Genomic DNA, 23,272 nt, shown 5'->3' with positions numbered 1-23,272 from the left:
GCGGGCGGGCCGCCGTCCCGCTCCGGCCGGCGAGAGGAGCGCCGTGAGGCTGCATCGGCTGCGGCTGGTCGCGTTCGGGTCCTTCCCCGGGACGGAGGAGGTCGACTTCGACGCGCTCGGAGAGGCTGGCCTGTTCCTCGTCCACGGCCCGACCGGCGCGGGCAAGACGACCGTGCTCGACGCCGTCTGCTACGCCCTGTACGGCCGGGTCCCCGGGCAGCGCGACAGCGCCCGCAGCCTGCGCTGCGACCACGCGCCTCCCGGCCGGGGGCCCGCCGTCGTCCTCGAGGTGACCCTGCGTGAGCGGCGCTTTCGCGTCACGCGGTCACCGGCGTGGATGCGCCCCAAGCTCAAGGGGGCCGGTCTGGTCGAGGAGAAGGCCAAGGTGGTGCTGGAGGAGCTGTCCGGCGGCGGCTGGACGGCCCGGAGCACGCGCAGCGACGAGGCGGGCCACCTGATCGGCGACCTCATGGGGATGAACGCCGACCAGTTCTGCCAGGTGGCGATGCTTCCCCAGGGGGAGTTCGCCCGGTTCCTGCGAGCCGACGGCGACGATCGCCGCAAGCTGCTGGAGAAGCTGTTCTCCGTACGGTTGTTCACCGACGTGGAGAGGTGGCTGGCCGACCACCGCACGCGGACCGGTCGCGAGGTGCAGGAGCTCCGTCAGAGGGTCGACTCCGTCGTCGACCGCATGCGCGGGGCCGCGGGGGACGGCCTGGCGGTCCCGGCCGACGTGGCGGGACCGGCGGAGTGGTCGGGCGAGCTGCTCGCCCTCGCCCGGGGGGTGCTCGCGGACGCCGTCGAGGCCTGTACGGCGAGCCAGGCCGCCCTGCTGTCGGCCCGGGCCCGGCTGGAGGAGGGCAGGGCGCTGGCCGACAGGCGGCGCCGGCACGCGGCCGCGCTGGCCCGCGGGCAGGAGCTCGCCGCGGCCGCGGACGAGCGGTCCGACCTGGAGACGATGCTCGACGAAGCCGTCAGGGCCGACCGCGTGCTCCCGCTGATCCGGCAGGCCGAGCAGCGGGCCGAGGCCGCCGGCAAGGCGGAGGCGCTCGCGGCCGAGGCGACCCAGCGTGCCCTGTCCGGGGGAGAGCGGCGGGGCGCGGCGTACCCGGACGGCGCCCGGCCGGAGGGTCGGCCGGGGGGACGGCCGCAGGGACAGGCCGGCGTCCCGCACGGGCTGGAAGCGCCGCTCTCCGGGGTGCCGGGAGCGCCGCTCTCCGGGGTGAACGCGGGTGTGGACGGGCCCGGGGCACGGCCGCCCGCCGCGGAGTGGCTGGCGGAGCTGGAACGGCGCTGCCGTGACGAGATCGCCCGGGTCCGGCAGGTCCTCCCCGAGGAGCCCCGGCTGGCGGAGGCGCGGGCCGAACTGGAAGTCTCCGGCCGCCGGGTCGCGGAGCTCGTGGAGGAGCAGGCCCGGCTGTCCGAGCGGCTCGCCGTGCTGCCGGCCGAGCGCCTCGCCGCCGACGACCGGGTCGCGCGGGCGCGCCTGGCCGCCGCGAGCCTGCCGGGCCTGCTGGCCGCGCGGGACGCGGCCAGGCGGCTCGCCGAGGTCACGGAGGAGGCCGGGCGGCTGGAGGCCGAGCTGGCGCGGCTGGCCGACGACGAGGCGGAGGCGCGGACGGCGCTCGCCGAGCTGCCGGAGGCCCTCGCGGCCGCCGGTGAGCGCCTGAGGGCTCTGCATGATCAGGTGGCGTCGATCCCCGCTCTGGAGGCCGCCGTACGGTCGGCGGGCGAACGGCTGGACGCGGCGGAGCTGCGTGACGCGCTCGCGGCCGGGCTCGTCACGGCCGAGCAGGCCCGCCGATCGGCCGTCGACCGCGCGCAGGAGTGCAGGGACCGGCTGCAGGAGGTCCGGCAGAGCCGGATCGACGGGATGGCCGCCGAGCTCGCCGCGGCGCTCGTCGACGGGGAGCCGTGCGCCGTGTGCGGCTCGGCCGACCACCCGGCGCCCGCCCTGCCCGCGGGCGGGGGCGCGGGCGCCGACGACGAGCAGGCCGCACAGGACGCCTTCGAGGCCGCCCAGGCGGCCCGGGAGGATGCGGAGGCCGAGGTCGCCGCCCTGTCGTCGAGGCTCGACGCCGCCGCGTCGCACGCCGGGGGCCTGTCCCGCGATGAGGCGGCGGCCGTGCTGGCGGGGGCCGAGGAGGAGCTGGCCGGGCTGCGCCGCGCCGCCGGGGAGGAGCCGGCCGCCGCGGCCGAGGCCGAGCGGCTCGCGGCCGGTCTGGAGGAGGCGCGGGAGCGGGCCACTGAGCTGGCCGGGCTCGTGACCGAGGCCCGCGCCCGCAGGTCCGGGCTGCTGGCCGAGCGGGAGCGCCTGGCCGCCGGGCTGGACGGGGACGGCGCGGACGCCGGGCCGCGTCTGGAGGCGGCCCGGGCGTCGGCCGCCCGCGAGGAGGAGCACGCCCGCGAGGCCGCGAGGCTCGCCGCGGAGCAGGAGGAGCTCGGCGCCAGGGCGGGCCGGGCCGGGCTGGAGCTGGCCGACGCCCGCGCGCGGCGGGACCGGCTGGCGGCCGACGAGCGCAGGCTGGCCGCGCTGATCGACGCCGCCCGGCGAGACGACCCCTCGCCGACCGCCCGGCTGGAGAGGCTGTCGGAGGAGGCGGCGCTGATCCGGGAGGCCGCCGACGCCACGCTGGCCGCCGCGACCGCGGGCCGGGAGAGCGAGACGGCGCTGGCGCAGGCCAGGCGGGCCGCGGCCGAGGCGGGATTCGACGGCATCGAGCACGCCGCGGCCGCAGCCCGCCCCGCCGCCGACCGCGAGGCGATGGCCGGGCGGCTCAAGTCGCTCGACGCGGAGCGGGCCACGGTGGAGGGGTTGCTGGCCGACCCCGAGCTCGCCGCCGCGGCCGCCGCCCCGGCCCCCGACCTCCCCGGGCTTGAGAGCGCCCACGAGCGCGCGGAGGCCGAGAACGGCGCCCGCGTGTCCGCGCGTGACCGGGCTCAGGGCCGTCTCGACCAGCTCACCGCCCTCGCGGCCGAGCTGGAGGCCGCGGTGCGGCGCCACCGCCCGGCCGAGGAGCGCCACCGCCTGGCCCGGCGGCTCGCCGAGCTGGCGGGCGGCACCTCCACCGACAACCAGTGGCACATGCGGTTGTCGTCGTTCGTGCTGGGGGAGCGGCTCCGCCAGGTGGCGGACGCGGCCAACGAGCGTCTCGACCGGATGTCGGACGGGCGCTACCTGCTCCGCCACGACCTCGGCAGGGCGGCGGGCGACCGCGGCAGGTCCGGCGGAGGGCTGGGGTTGCGGGTGCTCGACGCCTGGACCGGCGTCGAGCGTGACCCGGCGACGCTTTCCGGCGGGGAGAGCTTCATCACCTCGCTCGCCCTGGCGCTCGGCCTGGCCGACGTCGTGACGGCGGAGGCGGGCGGCGCCGAGATCGGCAGCCTCTTCGTCGACGAGGGATTCGGCACGCTCGACGACGAGACGCTCGACGACGTGCTCGACATCCTCGACGGCCTGCGGGAGGGCGGCCGGGCGGTGGGCGTCGTCAGCCACGTCGCCGAGCTGCGGGTGCGCATCCCCGCCCAGCTCCAGGTCGTCAAGGGCCGGTCGGGCTCGACGCTGCTGCTTCGCTGACCAGACGGGCCGCCGCCACCGGGTCGTCGGCGAAGAAGCGCAGCCTGCGGGCCTCACCGGCTTGGCGCGGCACACGGACGGGCTCCGCCAGCTCGACCACCACGTTCGTCTGGGCCGACACCGCCAGGGACAGCTCGCCCTCCGACAGGCGAAGCAGCCGGGTGCCGTCGTAGCGGCGCTCCACCCGGACAGAGGTGACGAGGCTCAGCGGGACGCGCAGGTCGAACAGCGGTCCGTACCGCAACCGCAGCTCGCCGGAGCACGCCGGGGCGGACGACCCCCACGACCGCCACGACCCGGAGGGCGCCGCGCATCCCGGACCCACCGTGTGGGGACGCCTGGCGCATAAGACGATCATCACGAGCGCCGCGGCGGCCGAGGCGGCGTCCAGCGCCAGCACCACGAATCGGATCACGGACGGCACGCCGATCCCGCGCAGCAGGACGTCCACGCCCGTGGTTTCCCCGAGGAGCACGCACGACAGCACCGCCATCATGGGGGACTGCTCCTTCGCGTACCCGATGGAGCGGGTGTGCCCGGCGGACCGCCTCGTCACGATGCCCTCCCGGTGAGATGCGCCATGGCGTGCCGTACGACCTGCGCCTGGGCGGGGGACAGGTCGGCGAGGAACGCGACGGCGAAGGGATGCTCGGGTCCACCGGCCGGCAGCGCGCGGCCGAGCTCGGCGGCGAGCTCGCCGGGAAGGTGCGCGGCGAAGTCGGCGGCGAGCGACGCGACGCGGGGATCCGCGGGATCGGCGTTCTCCAGCTCCTCCAGCCGCCGGTAGAGCAGCGCCCCGCGCTCCATGGCCGCCGGCCTGGTCAGTGGCTCCATGAGCGCGATGAGGCGGTCACGCTCCCGTGGATCGGCGGCGGTGTCCATGAGCGCCAGCAGCTCGGCGTCGATGGCGGCGAGCCGGGAGGGCGCCGGCGACGGGATCCTTCTCAGCACCGCCGCCATGTCGGGCGAGACGACGTCGTCGGCGGAGGGGGAGGCCTCCCGCAGTAGTACGGCGAGCCGCTCCCGCCTGCTCCGGATCTCCGCCTCCTGCCCGGCCAGGTCGGCGTCGAGCTCCAGGAGGATCTCCCGCAGGTCACGCCCCTTGTCGTCGGCGAGCACGTCCCTGACCTCGTCCAAGGACAGCCCGAGCTCGGTCAGCCGGCGGATCCGCGCGAGGCGGACCGCGTCGCGCAGGCCGTACCGGCGGTAGCCGTTGGCGAGCCGGGGCGGCTCGGGGAGCAGCCCCTCGTGGTGGTAGTGCCGCACCGTCCGGGTGGACACCCCGGCGAGCGCGGCGAGTTCGCCGATGCGCATGCTCCGATTACAGACATTGACGCCGCGTCAAGGTCAACCGCGTACGACGCCTGCCATGGGCGTCGCTCGCACGCTTCGAAGCGCCGGGGTCTACCGCGGGGTGTAGGGCGTCAGCCGGATGCTCCCGAACGTCCGGGTGGGCCCGGCGACGACGAACGCGCGCCGCAGCGCCTGAAGGCGCGGGTCTCCCAGATACCGGGCGCTGAGCCGCGGCGAGACCAGCCAGATCCGCTTGACGCCTTCGGCCGCCTCGTCGAACTGGGCGGCCGTGCGCGGCTCGTAGGCGCCCGGCGCGCTGGTGAGGTCGGTGAGGTGCCGGTAGGGCTCGCCGTACACGCTGACGAACATCCGGAACCGGCGGGGGACGAACAGCACCGCGTCGCCGGGTCGCCGGTCGGCGGACAGCGTGACGGCCAGGGAACGCAGGTCGTCAGGACGGCTGTCCGGCAGGCGTATGGCGGCCTGCGCCGGGGCGGTGAGGGCCGCCATGAGGACCACGACGACAGCCGGAGCGATCACGTGGCCCCACGACGCGCGCCCCGCCGTGCCGGCCGCCCTGCTCACCGCCCCGCTGACCAACCCGCCGACCAACCCGCCGACCGCCGTGGCGAGCCCGCTCACGCCGATGCCCGCGAGCAGGGCGAGGGCCGGCACCACGAAGAGCACGTACCGGGGGTCGTAGACCGGATAGACCTGGGAGATCAGGAACGACAGGATGACCGGCAGCACCGCCCACGCCGTCGCCACCGGGGTGCCGCGGGAGCACCAGGCGCCCCAGACCGCCAGAGCGACCAGGAGCAGGGCGGCCGCGGGGCCGCCCGCGATCTCGCCGGGGAGTTGCGCCAGCTCGGCGAGGGACGGCGGCTTCAGCCAGAAGAGCTGGGCCTCGCGCTGCCCGGACGCCACCACCGCGAGGGGCAGGATCGCGACGCCGGCCGCCGCGACGGCCGCCAGCCACGGAGTGAGCCGCCTCGGCCTCGACAGGCCCACGGCCACCGCGTGCGCGGCCACCAGCAGCAGGGCGTACAGGTGCAGCCATCCCAGCAGGGCGAGGCTCGCGGCGTACCACGCGTACCACCTTTTGGAAGCGCTCTCCCGGGCCTGGAGCAGCAGCCACGTCGCCAGCACCGCCACCGCGCTGACCAGCGCGTAGCTTCTGGCCTCCTGCGCGTACCGGTCGGCCATCGGCAGCAGCGCGTAGAGCACGCCGCCGCACAGCCCGGCGAGCGGCCCGGCCAGCCGGCGGCCGAGGACCGCCACGCCGTACGCCGCGGCGGTGAAGGCGAGCAGTGACGGCAGGCGCAGCATCAGCTCCGTCTGGCCGACGGCGGCGAACGGCCGCAGCAGCGTGTAGTACAGCGCGTGTACGGCGTCGATGTCGGCGAGCAGCAGCCGCAGGGTGGACAGGGGAAGGCGGGCGGCGACGCCGCTGAACGACTCGTCCCGCCACAGCGAGGGAACGGTGATCCGCCATGCGCCCAGGGCGAGGGCCAGCAACGGCGGCAGGAGCACCGCGGCCGCCCGCACGCTCCGGGAGCCCTCCGGCCGCGGAGGTGCGCCGTGGCGGGGAAGCGTGCCGCGGTTGCCCGGGGGCGACTGAATGCTCACCGGCGCACGATAGCGGGCGCCGGATCGCTCAGACGTCCGGGGGGAGCCAGTGGGCGGCGAGGAGGTAGGCGCCGGCGGCGAGGGAGGCGGTGGAGACGATCAGGAACAGCAGCACCCAGAGCGAGCCGGGCACGCGGGTCAGCCGGGCGAGCTGGTCGGCGTCGGAGTCCGGCGCCCGGCCGCGGCGGCGCTTAGACTGCAGCTCCAGGATCGGCCGCACCCCGCCGAGCAGCAGGAACCACGCCGCGACGTACGCGCAGGCGGCCTGCACGTTGGCCGGTGCGAACCACGACAGCGCGAAGACCGATCCGCCGACGGCGAGCAGGCTCACCGCGCCGAAGAAGTTCCTGATCATCAGCAGCATGCACGCCAGCAGCAGGAGCACGGCCCACAGCAGCAGCGTGATGCGCCCGGCGGCGACCAGCCACGACGCCCCGAGCCCGATCAGCGAGGGCGACACGTAGCCCGCGGCGGCGGTGGCGACCATCCCGAGGCCCGTCGGATTGCCCCTGGTGAGGGTCACCCCCGAGGTGTCGGAGTGGAGCCGGATGCCGCGCAGCTTGCGCCGGGTGAGGACGGCCACGAGCGCGTGGCCTCCCTCGTGCGCGATCGTGATCAGTCCCCGCGAGACGTGCCAGGAGGGCCGGTAGGCCACGACCCCCAGCGCGGCGAGGGCGGACACGACGACCAGCCACGGCGGGGGCGCGACCTGAGTCGCGGTCAGCTCGTTCCACAGGCCTTTCAGGGGGTCACCTCCGCGGGAATCGTACGGCCTGCGCCGCCCTTGGCGCGCACGGCGACCGGCGCTCCGGCGGGCGACGCTACCGTCTATGTGTGACTGAGCGTCGAATGCGTGGACTACGGGGATTCAGTGGACTCATGAAGGCCAAGCCGGAGCCGCCTCCCGAGCGTTCGATGGACCCCCGGGCGGGCGTCGCCGAGACGGCCAGGCAGAGCGTGATCGACAACGCCGTGTACGTCGACGGGGAGCGCGTCGACTCGCCGCTGTCGCTGAGCGACGCCATCGCCTCGCTGCGCTCACGGCCGGGCGCGATGGCGTGGATCGGGCTCTACCGGCCGGAGGAGTCCGAGCTGCTGAAGGCGGCCGAGGAGTTCGGCCTGCACGAGCTCGCCGTCGAGGACGCGATCGTGGCGCACCAGCGTCCGAAGGCCGACCGGTACGGCAGCACGCTGTTCGTCGTCCTCCGGGCCGCGCAGTATCTGGACAAGCCGGAGAAGGTGGAGTTCGGCGAGCTGCACGTCTTCGTCGGGCCCGACTTCGTGCTGACCGTGCGGCACAGCGAGGCGCCCGACCTGTCGAAGGTGCGCCGCCGCATGGAGGCCGACCGCGACCTGCTCCGCCAGGGCCCGCAGGCCGTGCTGTACGCCATCCTCGACGCCGTGGTGGACGGCTACGCCCCGGTGGTGGCGGGCCTGCAGAACGACATCGACGAGATCGAGGTGCAGGTCTTCGGCGGCGACCCGGCCGCGCCCCGGCGCATCTACTCCCTGTCCCGGGAGGTCATCGAGTTCCAGCGGGCCGCCGTCCCCCTGGTCCCGATGCTCGACGGGTTCATCGCGGCCTCCCCCCGGTACGGCGTGGACACCGAGCTCCAGCGCTACCTGCGTGACGTGTCCGACCACGCCATCACGGTCACCGAGCGGGTCGCCGGCTTCCGGCAGATGCTCCAGGACATCCTCATCGTCAACTCCACCCTGGTCAGCCAGCAGCAGAACGAGGAGATGACCAAGCTGACCAGCGCCAGCATCGCGCAGGGCAACGAGGTCAAGAAGATCTCCGCCTGGGCGGCCATCCTGTTCGCGCCGACGCTGGTCGGCACCATCTACGGGATGAACTTCGACTACATGCCCGAGCTGCACTGGCTCTTCGGCTACCCGATGGCCGTGATGCTCATGGGCCTGGTCTGCCTCACCCTCTACCTGGTCTTCAAGCGCCGCGACTGGCTCTGACCCCGCCACGCCAGGGGAAAACCGCCTTGCTCTGCCAACTATCTAGATATATCTTTGGCCTATCTCGATAGTAGAGGTGATGAGGTTGTTCGACGATCGTCCACACTGGCCGGGCCCTCCTCTTCCCGGCGCTCCGCCTTTCCCCGGCGCCCCGGCGCCGATGGCGTCGATGGCGCCGATGGTGCCGCCGGCGCCGATGCCCCCGGACCTGTCCCCGCGAGTACGGCGGGGCGACGTCAGGACGGCCCTGCTGCGGCTGCTGACCGAGCAGCCGCGCAACGGCTACCAGATGATCGAGGAGATCTCGCGGCGCAGCGGCGGCGTCTGGCGGCCGAGCCCCGGCTCGGTCTATCCCGCTCTCCAGCAACTGGAGGACGAGGGCCTCGTCCACGGCGAGGAGTCCGCCGGCAGCCGGATCTACCGGCTGACCGACGAGGGACGCGCGCACGCCGACGAGCGGGCCGAGCCGTGGGCCGACGTGGCCCGAAGCCTCCCGGAGGACCGCCACGAGCTGCGGCTGCTCTGGGGCCAGCTCGTCGAGGCGTTCGTCCATCTGACGCACGTGGCCGACGACCGGCAGGTGGCCGAGACCAAGAAGGTGCTCAGGAGCACCCGCCAGGCGATTTTCAGGATTCTTTCGGAGGACGAGTGATGGAAGCGGCGGTGGCCGTACACGGTTTGAAGAAGACGTACGGCAAGGTCGAGGCCGTGAAGGGCGTCGACCTCGAGGTCGCCCCCGGGGAGGTGTTCGGCTTTCTCGGGCCGAACGGCGCCGGGAAGACCACCACGATCAGCATGCTGTGCACGCTGATCAACCCCACGGGAGGCACGGCGGAGGTCGCCGGGCACGACGTGGTGAGGCAGCGCGACGACGTCCGCCGCAACATCGGTCTCGTCTTCCAGGACCCCACGCTCGACGGGTACCTGACGGCCGCGCAGAACCTGCGCTTCCACGCCGAGCTGTACGGCGTGCCCAGGGACGCCGTCGAGGACCGGATGCGGCAGGTCCTGGAGATGGTCGCGCTGTGGGACCGCAAGGACAGCAAGGTCATGACGTTCTCCGGCGGCATGAAGCGCCGGCTGGAGATCGCCCGCGGCCTGCTGCACTCGCCCCGGGTGCTGTTCCTCGACGAGCCCACCGTCGGCCTCGACCCCCAGACGAGGTCGGCGATCTGGGGCTACATCAACAAGCTGCGGCACACCGAGGACATCACGATCTTCATGACGACGCACTACATGGACGAGGCGGAGTACTGCGACCGCATCGCGATCATCGACCACGGCGAGATCGTCGTGATCGACTCGCCTGAGGCGCTGAAGGCGAGCATCGGCAAGGACCGGGTGCAGATCCAGACGGCCGACGACGAGAAGGCGATCGGGCTGCTCAAGGAGCGGTTCGGCGTCGACGCCGCGGTTCGGGAGGGCCAGGTGACGTTCGCCGTCGCGTCGGGGGAGCAGTTCGTGCCCCGCCTGTTCGCCGACCTCGGCGTGGCGATCCGCTCGGTGAGCGTCTCCCGCCCCTCGCTCGACGACGTCTTCATGTCCTACACCGGCTCCACGATCCGCGACGCCGAGTCGGGAGACGGAAACCAGTGGATGCGCGCCATGGCAAGGGGAAGGTGACACGATGGCGACCGAAGTGGTGAGTGTGAGCGTGCCGCGCACGAACGGCGCGCACGACCTCCGCGCGATCAAGGTGGTCCTGCACCGGGAGCTGCTGCGGTTCGTGAACGACCGCACCCGCATGGTCTCGATGCTCATCCAGCCCATCCTGTGGCTGTTCGTGATGGGCACCGGCCTCGGCACGCTGGTGCGCGGGTCCATCCCCGGCGTCGACTACCGCACGTTCATGTACCCCGGCATGATCTCGATGACCGTGATCATGACGGCGATGTTCTCGGCCGGCTCCATCGTGTGGGACCGCGAGTTCGGCTTCCTGCGGGAGATGCTCGTCGCCCCGGTGAGCCGCGCCTCCATCGTGATCGGCAAGTGCCTCGGCGGCGCCGTCGTCGCGACCGCCCAGGGCGTCATCATCCTCGCGATGGCGGGCCTGGTCGGCGTGCCGTACTCGCCGGGGTTGATCGTGACCCTGCTCGCCGAGATGTTCCTGGCCGCGTTCACGATCACGGCGTTCGGCGTGCTGCTCGCCGCCCGGATGAAGAACATGCAGAGCTTCTTCGGCGTCATGCAGATGGCCATCATGCCGATGATGTTCCTGTCGGGCGCCATGTTCCCGCTGGCCAACCTGCCGTCGTGGCTGCACGTGCTGACCACGGTCAACCCGCTGACGTACGCCGTCGACCCGATGCGCCAGGCCGTCTTCGGCCACATCGACATCCCGGCGCAGGCGAACGCCATGCTCAACCCGGGGGTCTCGTGGTTCGGCAACCAGCTGCCGATCGGTCTGGAGATCGGCCTGGTCGCGGTCATCGGCGCCGTCCTGCTCGGCGTGGCCGTCATCCAGTTCCGGCGCAGCGAGTAGCCGCACCGGAGCGCGAACGGCCCGGGGCACGCGCCCCGGGCCGTTCGTCTTCTCAGGGATCAGATCTGTTGCCGGCAGAGCCCGGTCAGTGCTTCACCCGGACCCAGTCCTGCCTGCTGGCCGAGCCGCGGGCCTCGTCGTCGCCGCCGAAGACCGCCTTCCAGGTGCCCGACCGCACCGCCTTGGCCTTGGTCCAGAACTTGCCGGAGCCGTTGGTCCAGGTGGTCTTGACGTACTTCCAGCCGCCGCCGGCCTTCTTGAACCACAGGCTCACCTTCTGGTGGCCGTAGCCCTCCCAGCCGGCGTCCCAGACCTGCACCTTGCCGTGCAGGGACAGGTACCTGCCGTGCTTGACGGGCTCGGGGCCGGCGTCGAACTTGATGATCCGGGTGGCGGCGCGCGGCGCGGGCTGGGGCGCCCGCACGGTCACGTGGTCGGCCGCGCCGGTCGAGCCCTTGATCCCGGACGAGCCGTCGTACTCGGCCCGCCACCAGCCGGAGGCCTGCGCCTCGGCGTCGGCGTAGAACCGGCCGTGGGAGTCGGTCCAGTCGGAGGTGACGTACCGCCAGCCGGATCCGCCGTCGGCCTTGAAGAAGATCTCGACCCGGCGGCCCTTGTAGCCGTCCCACGACTTCCAGGAGCCGATCTCCAGCGTGCCGCGCAGGTGCAGCGTGTCACCCTTGTCGACGGGCTCGGGGTAGGCGTCGAAGCCGCTGATCCGCGTGGCCTTGGAAGAGGCCTTGACGTCGACCCGGTCGCTGTCGCTCGTCGAGGGCTGGGTGTCGGTCGCGCCGTCGAACTCCGCACGCCACCAGCCGGTCTTCCACGACTTGCGGGTGACCGAGAAGCGGCCGTGCGAGTCCGTCGTGGCCGAGTCGACCCGGCTGTAGGAGCCGCCGGCGGGCTTGAAGGCGATGTACACCTTCTGGCCGTCGTACTGCTTCCAGGCCGAGCCCTCCTTGTACGTCAGGGCGCCCCGCAGGGTGACCGCACCGCCCTGCTCGACGGCGTCGGGCGTCGCGTCGAAGTCGAGGTCGGTGACCCAGTGGACCTGGAACGTCGTCGTCTCCACCGACGACTCCGAGCCCTTGGTGGCCTTCGCCTCCAGCTTCCAGACGCCGGGCTCGTCGGAGAACTTGAACGTGTACTGCGCGGTGTAGGTGCCCGACGACCCGGTCACCGTCAGCGGGACCGACTTGTCGTTGCGGTCGATGAGCCTGGCCGAGCCCGTGTCGCCGGTCTTGAAGGTGAACGTCGCCGTGGTGCCCGCGTCGCTGCTGACGACGACGGGGCTGGGGGCCGCCGTGAGGCCGGTGGGCTTCGGCGGCGCGTCGGCCGCCGTGGCCGCCGCGGCGGGGAGCGCGACGAACGCCGCGCTTCCCAGCGCCACCGCGGCCACCAAGGCCTGGATGCGCTTCAACATTCCGGTGAACCATCCTTCCGGGGGTTGAACGCGGCATGAGGGTGCCACGTGGTTCTCCTCAAGTAGACGGCGGATTACCCGGAATGGTTGGGTGACTGACGGTTTGTTATCAATTCATGTCAAAAGGGATCGTTCCACGGCCGGATCCGGACGGAGATGCCGGGGTGCCAGGACGGAGCGTGCATCCTGCGACATAATCGGGCCTGTGGTGCGGGACGCTGTGGAGACGCATTTCGCCGAGGTTGTCGGCGCGCTGACGCCGGGATCCCCCAGGGATCCGGACCTTCCGGTGCGTGAGGGCACCACTCTCACCGGCGTCCGATGTCGTGAGCTGTTCGCCGTCCAGCTCGGCAGCCGCCTCCTCGACGTGGCCGCCCGGGTGATGCGCGAGCGCGACGAGGGCTTCTACACGATCGGCTCGGCGGGCCACGAGGGCAACGCGGCCGTCGCGGCGGCGGTCCGCGAGACCGACCCGGCGCTGCTGCACTACCGGTCCGGCGCGTTCTACCTGGCCCGCTCGGCGCAGAAGGGCCGCCTGGCCGAGGAGGGCCTGCGCGACGTGCTCCTCGGGCTGAGCGCGGCCGCCGAGGAGCCCGGCGCGGGCGGCAGGCACAAGGTCTTCGGCCACCCGGACCTCGCCGTGATCCCGCAGACCTCCACGATCGCCAGCCACCTGCCCCGCGCCGCCGGGGTCGGCTTCGCGATCGAGCGGGCGAGGTCGCTGGGCGTGCCGTCGCCCTGGCCGGGCGACGCGATCGCGGTCTGCAGCTTCGGTGACGCCTCGGTCAACCACGCGTCCGCGCTGAGCGGCCTCAACACGGCCGCGTACGGCCGGTACCGCGGGATGCGGCTCCCGGTGCTCTTCGTCTGCGAGGACAACGGCATCGGCATCAGCGTGAAGACCCCGCCCGGCTGGGTCGAGCAGGCCAGGCACCCCCTCCTGGAGTACTTCCACGCCGACGGCTGCGATCTGGCCGACGCCTACGACGCCGCCCGGCGGGCGGCCGACTGGGTGCGGGAAAACCGGGCTCCGGCGTTCCTGCACCTGCGCACGGTCCGCCTGATGGGCCACGCGGGCTCGGACGTGGAGATCGGCTACCGCACCCGCAAGGAGATCGCGGCCGACCTGGAGCGCGACCCCCTCGTCCGTACGGCGCGGCTGCTCGTCGAGGCGGGCCTGGCCCAGCCGGACGACCTGCTGTCCCGCTACGAGGCCGAGCGCGACCACGTGCTGAAGCTCGCCATGGAGTGCGCCCGCCGCCCACGGCTGCTGACGGCGGACGAGGTGATGGCCCCGCTGGCGCCGCGCCGGCCGGACCTGGTGGCCGCCGAGGCGGCGCGGGTGCCCCCGGCGCAGGCCCGGGACAGGGCCCTGGCCACGCCGCCCGAGCTGGAGGGCAAGCTGACGCTGGCCCAGGCGGTCAACCGCTCCCTCGCCGACGCGATGGCGCTCGACCCGGGCGTCGTGGTCTTCGGCGAGGACGTGGCACGCAAGGGCGGGGTCTACGGCGTGACCCGGGGGCTGCTGCGCAGGTTCGGCGCCGAGCGCGTCTTCGACACCCTGCTCGACGAGCAGGCCGTCCTCGGCCTGGCGCTCGGCTCGGGGGTGTCGGGGCTGCTGCCCGTGCCCGAGATCCAGTACCTCGCCTATCTGCACAACGCGCTCGACCAGATCCGGGGCGAGGCGGCGACCCTGCAGTTCTTCTCGCAGGGCGCCTTCCGCAACCCGCTCGTGGTACGTGTCGCCTCATTTGCCTATCAAAAGGGCTTTGGGGGGCATTTCCACAATGACAGCTCAATTGCGGCATTGCGCGATATTCCCGGCATTGTGGTGGCGTCTCCCGCGCGCCCGGACGACGCGGCGGCCATGCTGCGCACCTGCCTGGCGGCGGCCCGGGTGGACGGCAGCGTGTGCGTGTTCCTGGAGCCGATCGCGCTTTACCACGCCCGCGACCTCTTCGACGAGGGCGACGGCGGCTGGCTCGCGCCGTACGCGCCGCCCGCGCGCTGGGCGGAGACCCACGTGCCCATCGGCCGGGCCCGCGCGTACGGGGACGGCCGGGACCTGACGATCGTCACGTTCGGCAACGGCCTGCGGATGAGCCTGCGGGCCGCCGTCCGGCTCACCGCGGAGGATGTGGGCTGCCGGGTCCTCGACCTGCGGTGGCTGTCGCCCCTCCCGGTGGAGGACCTGCTCCGCGCGGCGGAGCTCACCGGCAGGGTGCTCATCGCCGACGAGACCCGGCGCGGCGGCGGCGTCTCGGAGAGCGTGACCGCCGCCCTTGTCGACAACGGCTTCACCGGGCCCATCGCCCGCGTGACCTCCCAGGACAGCTTCGTCCCGCTGGGCCCGGCCGCCGACACCGTGCTGCTGTCCGAGGCCGACATCGAGCAGGCCGCCCGCCGCCTGCTCTCCTGAGGGACGCCGCCGTCGCGGGGCGGCGGTCACCAGGGCGCCACGGCCTAGCGGAGGCCGTTGCGGCCGGCGGCCCTGGTGAGGGCCCAGACGTAGTACCACGGCGTCCCCTCCCGCAGGGACCGCACGCTGTTGCCGGTGGCGGCGTGCACGATTCCCCACAGGCCGCCGGTGGCGCCGAGGGTGGCCAGCGCCGGCTGGATGGCGGGACCGTACACGGCGACGAGCGCCGCTCCCACTGTGCCGATCACCGCGCCGCCGGCCGCGACCGCACGGGTTGTCCGGACCCGCGCCATCTCGGCATGGCTGGCCCGGACCTGATCGCGTATCTCCAAGCCGATGCGCAGGAGTTCCCGTTGCGACTGGACGCTGTCCATCGCCTGATCCAGGTCGAGGAACTTCAGACGCGCGAAGTCCCGGAAGGCCCGGTAGGAATCGAACTCATCGACGGTGATGCGGCCGAAGTCGCGCAGGCCCACCCCGTCCACGAACGGCAGGTCGATCTCCAGGATGGCGCGGACGAAACGGCTGGTGAACGGATTGACCCCGGACGCGTCGACGGCTCTGCGGCCGGTGACGAACAGATCGACGATGTCCTTCTGGCGGACCGAGACGGGTGGCCACCGGCGCCCGTCCACCTCGGTCCGCCTGACCGTGGAGTAGCTCGGCAGGTACCAGACCAGCCCGGCGCGCAGGAGGGGCTCGGCGGCCGTGATCCACCTCCCGAGCTCGCCCAGGTCGGGTGTCGTGATCCCGTAGCTCCCCTCGGTGTGCTCGCGCGACACCATCCGCATGACCGCCTCGGGGGCGAGTCCGTAGTGGTCCGACCGATACGCCCCCACCTCGTGGTACGTCCCACGCCAGTGGTTGGACAGCACCAGCGAGTCCGTGACGAGGGCGACCCTCTTCGTGAGCGTGTGGAAGTCGCCGTCGCGCACTCCCAGCCCCACATGGAAGGGGGACGAGGCGATCTGGTCCTGGTCGCGGAGGGTGCCGTGCGCCCGGTCCCAGAAATGGGACGCGTACCGCTTCGCGACCTGCTCCGGCACGGCGCGGTCGTGCCGCCCGAGCTGTGCGAAGAACGCGCGCATGTGCCGCGCGACGATCGGGTCCTGATGCTTGCGCCCACGGCGGAACACCCTGCGATCGTAACCGTTCAGAGGGCGGCGAGGGCAGTGCGGGCCATGCCGTGGAGCAGGTCGGCCATGGCGTCGTGCGGCAGCTCCCCGGCGCTGCGGGGTGTCGAGTTGAGCAGGCCGAAGACGGCGTGCGTGGCGGCCCGCAGCCGGGCCGGGGCGGCCGACGGGTGCAGCTCGGTCAGCACGGTCACCCACTCCTCGACGTAGAGCCGCTGGAGCCGCCTGATCGCCCGGCGGGCGGGCTCCGGCACGTTGTCGAGCTCCCGCTCGTGCACCCTGATCAGCGCCGGGTTGGCCAGGGCGAAGCCGATGTGCCCCCGCAGCAGGGCGTCGAGCGCGCCCTCCGCCGTCGCGGGGTCTGCGGTGGTCGCCAGCCGCGCCCCCTGCTCGCGCAGCCGCCCGCTGATGTCCAGCAGCATCTCCCCGAGCAGCGCCTCCTTGCCGGCGAAGTGCCGGTAGAGGGCGGGGCCGGAGACGCCGACGGCGGCGCCGATGTCCTCGATCGGCACCCCGTGGAAGCCGCGCGCCGCGAACAGGGACGCCGCCGCCTCCAGGATCTCGGCGCGCCGGTTGCGGGTAGGGGTCTGGGTCACGGCACCATGGTAGACGAGGCGTGTTAATGATGACTAACATTCCGGGTATGAGCCTGAACACCTGGCCGGTGCTGGAGAGCCGGTGCGACCCCGGCGGCGAGCCGTACAAGCGGAACGCCGAGGCGAACGAGCGCCTCGCGGCCGAGCTCCGCGAGCGGCTGGCGGCGGCCGCCAGGGGAGGCCCCGAGCGGGCCAGGGACAGGCACGTCCAGCGGGGCAAGCTGCTGCCGCGGGACCGGGTCGACACGCTGCTCGACCCCGGCGGCCGGTTCCTGGAGCTGTCCCCGCTCGCCGCGACCGGCCTCTACGACGACCAGGCCCCGGCCGCGGGGATCATCACCGGCGTGGGGCGCGTCTCGGGCCGCGAATGCGTGATCGTGGCCAACGACGCCACCGTCAAGGGCGGGACGTACTACCCCGTCACGGTCAAGAAGCATCTGCGCGCGCAGGAGGTCGCCCTCCACAACAACCTGCCCTGCGTCTATCTGGTCGACTCGGGCGGCGCGTTCCTGCCCAGGCAGGACGAGGTCTTCCCCGACCGCGAGCACTTCGGGCGGATCTTCTACAACCAGGCCACCATGTCGGCCCGCGGCATCCCGCAGATCGCCGCCGTCCTCGGGTCGTGCACCGCCGGCGGGGCGTACGTCCCCGCGATGAGCGACGAGGCGGTGATCGTCCGTGGGCAGGGCACGATCTTCCTCGGCGGCCCGCCGCTGGTGAAGGCGGCGACCGGCGAGACCGTCACCGCCGAGGAGCTGGGCGGCGGCGAGGTCCACGCCCGGGTCAGCGGCGTCACCGACCACCTCGCCGAGGACGACGCCCACGCCCTGAAGATCGTCAGGGACATCGTGGCGACGCTGGCCCCCCGCCCGCCCCGGCCGTGGGAGGTGGTGCCCGCCGAGCCGCCCGCCCTCGACCCCCACGACCTGTACGGCATCGTGCCCCGGGACACGCGCACGCCGTACGACGTGCGCGAGGTGATCGCCCGGGTCGTGGACGGCAGCAGGTTCCTGGAGTTCAAGGCGGAGTACGGCCCGACGCTGGTCACCGGTTTCGCCCGGATCCACGGCCACCCGGTGGGGATCGTGGCCAACAACGGCATCCTGTTCAGCGAGTCGGCCCTCAAGGGGGCCCATTTCGTCGAGCTGTGCGACCGGCGGGCGATCCCCCTGGTCTTCCTGCAGAACATCAGCGGCTTCATGGTCGGCAAGGCGTACGAGGCCGGCGGCATCGCCAAGCACGGCGCGAAGATGGTCACGGCGGTCGCCTGCGCGCGGGTGCCGAAGCTCACCGTGATCGTCGGCGGCTCGTTCGGCGCGGGGAACTACGCCATGGCGGGCCGGGCCTACTCGCCGCGCTTCCTGTGGATGTGGCCGAACGCCCGCATCTCGGTCATGGGCGGCGAGCAGGCCGCCACCGTGCTGTCGACCGTCGGCGACGCCGACGCCGACGAGATCCGCGCGCAGTACGAGCACCAGGGCAACCCCTACTACTCCACCGCGCGCCTGTGGGACGACGGCGTGATCGACCCGGTGGACACCCGCACCGTTCTCGGCCTGGCGCTCGGCGCCGCCGCGAACGCCCCCCTCGAACCCGTCGCCTACGGCGTCTTCCGGATGTGAGGTCGTGCTCATGACTTCTGCGTCGGCTCCTCACCCGCCTCGCGGGCGCTCACCTCGCCGGGACGGCTCGTGATGTTCGCGAGCGTGCTGGTCGCCAACCGGGGAGAGATCGCGGTCCGGGTCATCCGGACGCTGCGCGCCATGGGGGTGCGCGCGGTCGCCGTCCACAGCGACGCCGACCGCGACGCGCGCCACGTGCGCGAGGCCGACCTCGCCGTACGGCTGCCGCGCGGCTACCTCGACATGGACGGCGTCGTCGAGGCCGCCCTGCTCACCGGGGCGCGGGCCGTGCACCCCGGGTACGGCTTCCTGGCGGAGAACGCGGAGTTCGCCCGCCGGTGCGCCTCCGCGGGGCTGGTGTTCGTGGGCCCGCCGCCCGGGGCGATCGAGGCCATGGGCGACAAGATCCGCGCCAAGGAGACGGTCGCGCGCGCCGGCGTGCCGGTCGTGCCCGGCGGCGCCGAGCCGCACGACGACCTCGCCGAGGCCGCCGCCCGCATCGGCTTCCCGGTGCTGGTCAAACCGTCGGCCGGCGGCGGAGGCAAGGGCATGCTGGTGGCGGCGTCGGCGGGGGAGCTGCCAGGGACGCTGGAGTCGGCCCGCCGGACGGCCCTCGCGGCGTTCGGCGACGGCACGCTGCTGGTGGAGCGACTGGTGGACACGCCCCGGCACATCGAGATCCAGGTCATGGCGGACGGCCACGGCAACGTCGTCCACCTCGGCGAGCGCGAGTGCAGCCTGCAGCGCCGCCACCAGAAGATCGTCGAGGAGGCGCCGTCGCCGCTGCTCGGCGAGGACGCGAGGCTCCGGATGGGCGCCGCCGCCGTCGAGGCCGCCCGGGCGGTCGGCTACGTCGGCGCGGGAACGGTCGAGTTCATCGTCCCCGGCGCCGGCGGGCCGTTCGAGTTCTTCTTCATGGAGATGAACACCCGGCTCCAGGTCGAGCACCCGGTGACCGAGCTGGTGACGGGTCTCGACCTCGTCGAGCTCCAGCTCAGGGTGGCCGCCGGGGAGGCGCTGCCGTTCGGGCAGCGGGACGTCTCCCTGCGGGGGCACGCCGTCGAGGCCCGGGTGTACGCCGAGGACCCGGCGCGTGGCTTTCTCCCCACCGGCGGCCGGATTCTGGCGTTGAGCGAGCCCGGCTCCCCGGCCGTCGTGAGCACGGGCACCGGCGGGGGTGCCCGTACGCGGGTCGACTCGGGTCTCGCCGAGGGCATGGTGGTCGGCAGCGACTACGACCCGATGCTGGCCAAGGTGGTGGCCTGGGCCCCGGACCGGGCGGGGGCTCTCGCCGCGCTCGACGGGGCGCTGGCCTCCACCGTGATCCTGGGCGTCACCACCAACGTCGCCTTCCTGCGGGCGCTGGTCACCCATCCGGAGGTCGCGGCGGGGCGGCTCGACACCGGGCTGGTCGAGCGGCACCTCGCGGAGCTGACGGGCGGGCCGGTGCCGGACGAGGTCCTGGCGGCGGCGGCGCTCGTCCTCCAGGCCGGGCCAGGCGGCGGCCGGGTCAGCGGTCCGGTCGGCGCGGGTGACACCGGCGACCCGTGGGACGTCGCGGACGGGTGGCGGCTCGGCGAGCGCGCCTGGGCCGTCCACCATCTCGGCGTGCCCGTGCGCGTCCGGGGGCCGGTGGACGACGCGGAGATCGAAGTTAATGGTCGTTCACTTGGCCGGGCCCGGCTCACGGTCCGGTCCCCCCGGTCCGGCACGACCGGCACGACCGGCACGACCGGCACGACCGGGTCGTACGGCTCGGTAGCCGGGTCGTACGGCTCGGCGGCCGGGTGGGCCGGGGAGATCGCCGTGACGCTGGGCGGGGTCACCCGCCGGTACGCCGCGGCCCGGGACGGCGCCGCCGTCTGGCTGGGGGAGGGCGGGCAGGTCTGGCAGGTCACCAGGCACGAGCCCGGCGATCCCGGCGATCGCGAGAGCGGCGGCCGGGCCGGTGACGGCGCCGTCCGCAGCCCCATGCCGGGCACCGTCCTGCTGGTGAAGGCGGCGGAGGGCGACCGGGTGACCGAGGGCCAGCCGCTGATCGTGGTGGAGGCGATGAAGATGGAGCACACCCTGACCGCCCCGCACGACGGGACGCTCACCGGGCTGCGGGCCAGGCCGGGGCAGACCGTCGAGCTCGACGCGGTGCTCGCGACCGTGACGCCCGGCGAGCAGGCTGTGAAGCCCCGCGAGGCAGCGGCGACGCCCGGCGAGCCGGCTGTGACCTCGGGAGACGCGGCGGTGACGCCATGCGAGTGACGATCTACGAGGTCGGCCCGCGCGACGGCCTGCAGAACGAGGCCGTCACCGTGCCGGTCGAGGTCAAGCGGGAGTTCATCGGCCGGCTGGCGGAGGCGGGGCTGAGCGTCATCGAGGCGACCAGCTTCGTCCACCCCAAGTGGATCCCGCAGCTCGCGGACGCCTCCGAGCTGCTGGAGGACCTGCCGAAGGCCCCCGGCGTCCGCTATCCCGTGCTCGTGCCCAACGAGCGCGGGCTGGAAAGGGCGCTGGAGCACGGCGTGAGCGAGATCGCCGTCTTCGGCAGCGCCACCGAGACCTTCGCCCAGCGCAACCTGAACCGCACCCTGGAATCGCAGTTCGAGATGTTCGCCCCCGTCGTCGAACGGGCGCTGGCCGCAGGCGTCCGGGTCAGGGCGTACGTCTCGATGTGCTTCGCCGATCCGTGGGAGGGGCCGGTCGCGCCCGCGCAGGTGGTGGCCGTGGGCCGCAGGCTGCTCGACCTCGGCTGCTACGAGCTGTCGCTGGGCGACACGATCGGCGTCGGCACGCCGCGGCACGTCGAGGCGCTGCTCGACGCGTTCGGCGACGGCGGCGTCGGGCCGGAGCGGCTCGCCGTCCACTTCCACGACACCTACGGCCAGGCCCTCGCCAACACCCTGACCGCCCTGCGCCGGGGGGTGACCGTCGTGGACGCCTCGGCCGGGGGCATCGGCGGCTGCCCGTACGCCGGGAGCGCCACCGGGAACCTCGCCACGGAGGACCTGGTGTGGATGCTCGACGGGCTCGGCGTCGAGACCGGCGTCGACCTCCGCTCACTCGTGGCCACCAGCCTCTGGCTCGCCGACCGGCTCGGCCGGCCGAGCCCCTCCCGTGTCGTCCAGGCCCTCGCCAAGGAGATGTAGATGCTCAGCGAAGAGCACGACGAGCTGCGCGCGACGGTCGCCGAGTTCGCCCGCGAGGTGGTCGCCCCCGTCATCGGGGACTACTACGAGCGGTGCGCGTTCCCCTACGACGTCGTACGGAAGATGGGCGCGATGGGCCTGTTCGGCCTGCCGATCCCCGAGGAGTACGGCGGCATGGGCGGAGACTACTTCGCGCTGTGCCTGGCCCTGGAGGAGCTCGCCAGGGTCGACTCCTCGGTGGCCATCACGCTGGAGGCCGCCGTGTCACTGGGCGCGATGCCCATCCTCCGGTACGGCACGGCCGAGCAGAAGGAGCGGTGGCTGCCGGGCATGGCGGCGGGGGAGACCCTCGGCGCCTTCGGCCTGACCGAGCCCGGCGGCGGCTCCGACGTCCCTGGCGGGATGCGGACCACCGCCACCCTCGACGGCGGCGAATGGGTGATCGACGGCACCAAGGCGTTCATCACCAACTCGGGCACCGACATCACCGTGGTCGTCGCGGTCGCCGCGATCACCGGCCGCCAGGGCGGCAGGCCGGAGATCTCCACGATCCTCGTGCCGTCGGGCACACCCGGCTTCACGGTGTCGAAGAAGTACTCCAAGGTGGGCTGGTCGGCCTCCGACACCCGGGAGCTGTCGTTCGCCGGCTGCCGGGTGCCCGCGGAGAACCTGCTCGGCGAGCGTGGCCGGGGGTACGCCCAGTTCCTGCGGACCCTCGACGAGGGGCGGGTCGCGATCGCCGCCCTGTCGGTGGGGCTGGCGCAGGGGTGCGTGGACGAGTCGCTGCGGTACGCGGAGGAGCGGCAGGCGTTCGGCCGGCCGATCGGCCGCAACCAGGCCATCCAGTTCAAGATCGCGGATATGGAGGCCCGGGTGCACACGTCGCGGCTCGCCTACTACCACGCGGCCGAGCGGATGCTGGCGGGCCTGCCGTTCAAGAAGGAGGCCGCGATCGCCAAGCTCGTCTCGTCGAACGCGGCCATGGACAACGCCCGCGACGCCACACAGATCTTCGGCGGCTACGGCTTCATGAACGAGTTCCCCGTGGGCCGCTTCTACCGCGACGCCAAGATCCTGGAGATCGGCGAGGGGACGAGCGAGGTCCAGCGCATCCTGATCGCCCGCGAGCTGGGCTTGGGCGCCTAGCCAGACCAGTGCGACGGCCGCATCCGGTGACCGGCGGGTGTGGCTTCTCTTCGGATCTTCGGAGGCCGGTCGGCCTGGGATGCCGCGGGTCTGCCCGCTGCGGTCGGGGCCGTCCTCTCCCGCGCAGGCCGGCGCGTTGCGTACGCCGGCCGGGCCATGATTGGGTCGCCTGGTGAGGCTTCTGTTGACGGCGAGCGGCCTGCGCAACGAGACGCTGCGGGATGCGCTGCGGGACCTGCTGGCGAAGCCGTTCGAGTCGGCGAACGTCGTGTACGTCCCCACAGCGTCCGTCGCCGAGCCCGGTGACCACACGTGGTCCGTCGCGGATCTGAGCCGGCTGCACGGTCTCGGCTGGCGCGAGTTCGACATCCTTGAGCTGAACGGCCTGCCGCGGCGGATGGTGCTCGACCGGCTGCTGCACGCCGACGTCGTCTACGTCGGAGGCGGCAGCCACTACCACCTCGCGCGCAGCATCACCGGCAACGGCCTCGCCGGCGGCTTCCTGGAAGCGCTGGAGAGCCGGGTCTACGTGGGGGCGAGCGCCGGATCGATGGTCTTCAGCCGGAATCTCACCGGGCGGTCCGCCGACGTCATGGGGGATGCCGCGGACCTGCGCGTGCTTGGCGCGACGACGGTGGAGCCGCCGTTCGGTCTCTTCGACTGGTATCTGAAGCCGCACCTGTACTCGCCCCATTTCCCGGAGCGGGACGACGCCTGGGCCGATCGCATCGCCGAGCGGGCGGATTTCCCGATCTACTTCGTCGACGACGACACGGCCGTCCGCGTCAGTGACGACAAGGTGGACGTCGTCTCCGAAGGCCGGTGGCGGTTTCATCCGTGA

18 protein-coding genes are annotated in these 23,272 nt (G+C 73.2%); 11 read left to right on the top strand and 7 right to left on the bottom strand.

Annotation, left to right across the window (positions count from 1 at the left end; translation table 11 throughout):
• Positions 1-43: 43 nt before the first annotated feature.
• Positions 44-3,577, top strand: a complete 3,534-nt coding sequence (locus tag AB0B72_RS14915; protein ID WP_367739281.1) for an AAA family ATPase — start codon at positions 44-46, stop codon at positions 3,575-3,577.
• Here the strand turns inward: AB0B72_RS14915 and AB0B72_RS14910 are convergent.
• The 4 genes from AB0B72_RS14910 to AB0B72_RS14895 form a co-directional block, all read right to left on the bottom strand.
• Entirely contained in the window at positions 3,540-4,133 is a 594-nt protein-coding gene (locus tag AB0B72_RS14910; protein ID WP_367739280.1) for a hypothetical protein, read from the bottom strand. The genes AB0B72_RS14915 and AB0B72_RS14910 overlap by 38 nt on opposite strands.
• Positions 4,130-4,891 (bottom strand): MerR family transcriptional regulator, encoded by a 762-nt coding sequence (locus AB0B72_RS14905; RefSeq protein ID WP_367739279.1) that lies wholly within the window; start codon positions 4,889-4,891, stop codon positions 4,130-4,132. Before AB0B72_RS14905 ends, AB0B72_RS14910 begins: the two co-directional genes overlap by 4 nt.
• A 90-nt stretch (positions 4,892-4,981) precedes the next feature.
• Positions 4,982-6,499, bottom strand: coding sequence for a glycosyltransferase family 39 protein (locus AB0B72_RS14900; RefSeq protein ID WP_367739278.1), 1,518 nt, complete (start codon positions 6,497-6,499; stop codon positions 4,982-4,984).
• Between the two features lie 28 nt (positions 6,500-6,527).
• Positions 6,528-7,244, bottom strand: coding sequence for a M50 family metallopeptidase (locus AB0B72_RS14895; protein ID WP_367739326.1), 717 nt, complete (start codon positions 7,242-7,244; stop codon positions 6,528-6,530).
• A gap of 134 nt (positions 7,245-7,378) precedes the next feature.
• On the opposite strand from AB0B72_RS14895, the gene AB0B72_RS14890 reads away from it, so the two are divergent.
• From AB0B72_RS14890 to AB0B72_RS14875, 4 genes are all read left to right on the top strand, one after another.
• On the top strand, positions 7,379-8,470 hold the full coding sequence (locus tag AB0B72_RS14890; protein WP_367739277.1) for a magnesium and cobalt transport protein CorA: 1,092 nt from the start codon (positions 7,379-7,381) through the stop codon (positions 8,468-8,470).
• Between the two features lie 79 nt (positions 8,471-8,549).
• The gene (locus tag AB0B72_RS14885) at positions 8,550-9,122 is read left to right on the top strand and encodes a PadR family transcriptional regulator (protein WP_367739276.1); all 573 of its coding nucleotides are present in this window, start codon (positions 8,550-8,552) and stop codon (positions 9,120-9,122) included.
• Positions 9,122-10,093 carry an ATP-binding cassette domain-containing protein gene (locus AB0B72_RS14880; protein WP_367739275.1) on the top strand — a complete coding sequence of 324 codons (972 nt, stop codon included), beginning with the start codon at positions 9,122-9,124 and terminating at the stop codon, positions 10,091-10,093. The genes AB0B72_RS14885 and AB0B72_RS14880 overlap by 1 nt, the downstream gene beginning before the upstream one ends.
• A gap of 4 nt (positions 10,094-10,097) precedes the next feature.
• On the top strand, positions 10,098-10,952 hold the full coding sequence (locus AB0B72_RS14875) for an ABC transporter permease (protein ID WP_367739274.1): 855 nt from the start codon (positions 10,098-10,100) through the stop codon (positions 10,950-10,952).
• A gap of 85 nt (positions 10,953-11,037) precedes the next feature.
• On the opposite strand, the gene AB0B72_RS14870 is transcribed toward AB0B72_RS14875, so the two are convergent.
• Entirely contained in the window at positions 11,038-12,375 is a 1,338-nt protein-coding gene (locus tag AB0B72_RS14870) for a hypothetical protein (protein WP_367739273.1), read from the bottom strand.
• Between the two features lie 205 nt (positions 12,376-12,580).
• On the opposite strand from AB0B72_RS14870, the gene AB0B72_RS14865 reads away from it, so the two are divergent.
• Positions 12,581-14,794, top strand: a complete 2,214-nt coding sequence (locus AB0B72_RS14865; RefSeq protein WP_367739272.1) for a thiamine pyrophosphate-dependent enzyme — start codon at positions 12,581-12,583, stop codon at positions 14,792-14,794.
• Positions 14,795-14,838: 44 nt separating this feature from the next.
• Here AB0B72_RS14865 and AB0B72_RS14860 read toward each other — a convergent pair whose 3' ends face one another.
• Complete coding sequence (locus AB0B72_RS14860; protein WP_367739271.1) at positions 14,839-15,930, bottom strand: hypothetical protein; 1,092 nt, start codon at positions 15,928-15,930, stop codon at positions 14,839-14,841.
• Positions 15,931-15,947: 17 nt separating this feature from the next.
• The gene (locus AB0B72_RS14855) at positions 15,948-16,523 is read right to left on the bottom strand and encodes a TetR/AcrR family transcriptional regulator (protein WP_367739270.1); all 576 of its coding nucleotides are present in this window, start codon (positions 16,521-16,523) and stop codon (positions 15,948-15,950) included.
• A 53-nt stretch (positions 16,524-16,576) separates the two neighbouring features.
• Here AB0B72_RS14855 and AB0B72_RS14850 point away from each other — a divergent pair, with 53 nt between their 5' ends.
• The 5 genes from AB0B72_RS14850 (at position 16,577) to AB0B72_RS14830 (ending at position 23,272) form a co-directional block, all read left to right on the top strand.
• A complete protein-coding gene (locus AB0B72_RS14850; protein WP_367739325.1) occupies positions 16,577-18,145 on the top strand; it encodes a carboxyl transferase domain-containing protein in 1,569 nt (522 codons plus the stop codon).
• 72 nt (positions 18,146-18,217) lie between these two features.
• Complete coding sequence (locus AB0B72_RS14845) at positions 18,218-20,401, top strand: biotin carboxylase N-terminal domain-containing protein (protein WP_367739324.1); 2,184 nt, start codon at positions 18,218-18,220, stop codon at positions 20,399-20,401.
• Entirely contained in the window at positions 20,392-21,285 is an 894-nt protein-coding gene (locus AB0B72_RS14840; RefSeq protein WP_367739269.1) for a hydroxymethylglutaryl-CoA lyase, read from the top strand. Before AB0B72_RS14845 ends, AB0B72_RS14840 begins: the two co-directional genes overlap by 10 nt.
• Positions 21,286-22,431 (top strand): acyl-CoA dehydrogenase family protein, encoded by a 1,146-nt coding sequence (locus tag AB0B72_RS14835; RefSeq protein WP_367739268.1) that lies wholly within the window; start codon positions 21,286-21,288, stop codon positions 22,429-22,431.
• A 172-nt stretch (positions 22,432-22,603) separates the two neighbouring features.
• Positions 22,604-23,272 (top strand): Type 1 glutamine amidotransferase-like domain-containing protein, encoded by a 669-nt coding sequence (locus AB0B72_RS14830; RefSeq protein WP_367739267.1) that lies wholly within the window; start codon positions 22,604-22,606, stop codon positions 23,270-23,272.

Origin of the sequence: Microbispora sp. NPDC049125, from assembly GCF_040802045.1 — a bacterium.
GTDB lineage: Bacteria > Actinomycetota > Actinomycetes > Streptosporangiales > Streptosporangiaceae > Microbispora.
This window is presented reverse-complemented; position numbering and strand designations above follow the sequence as displayed.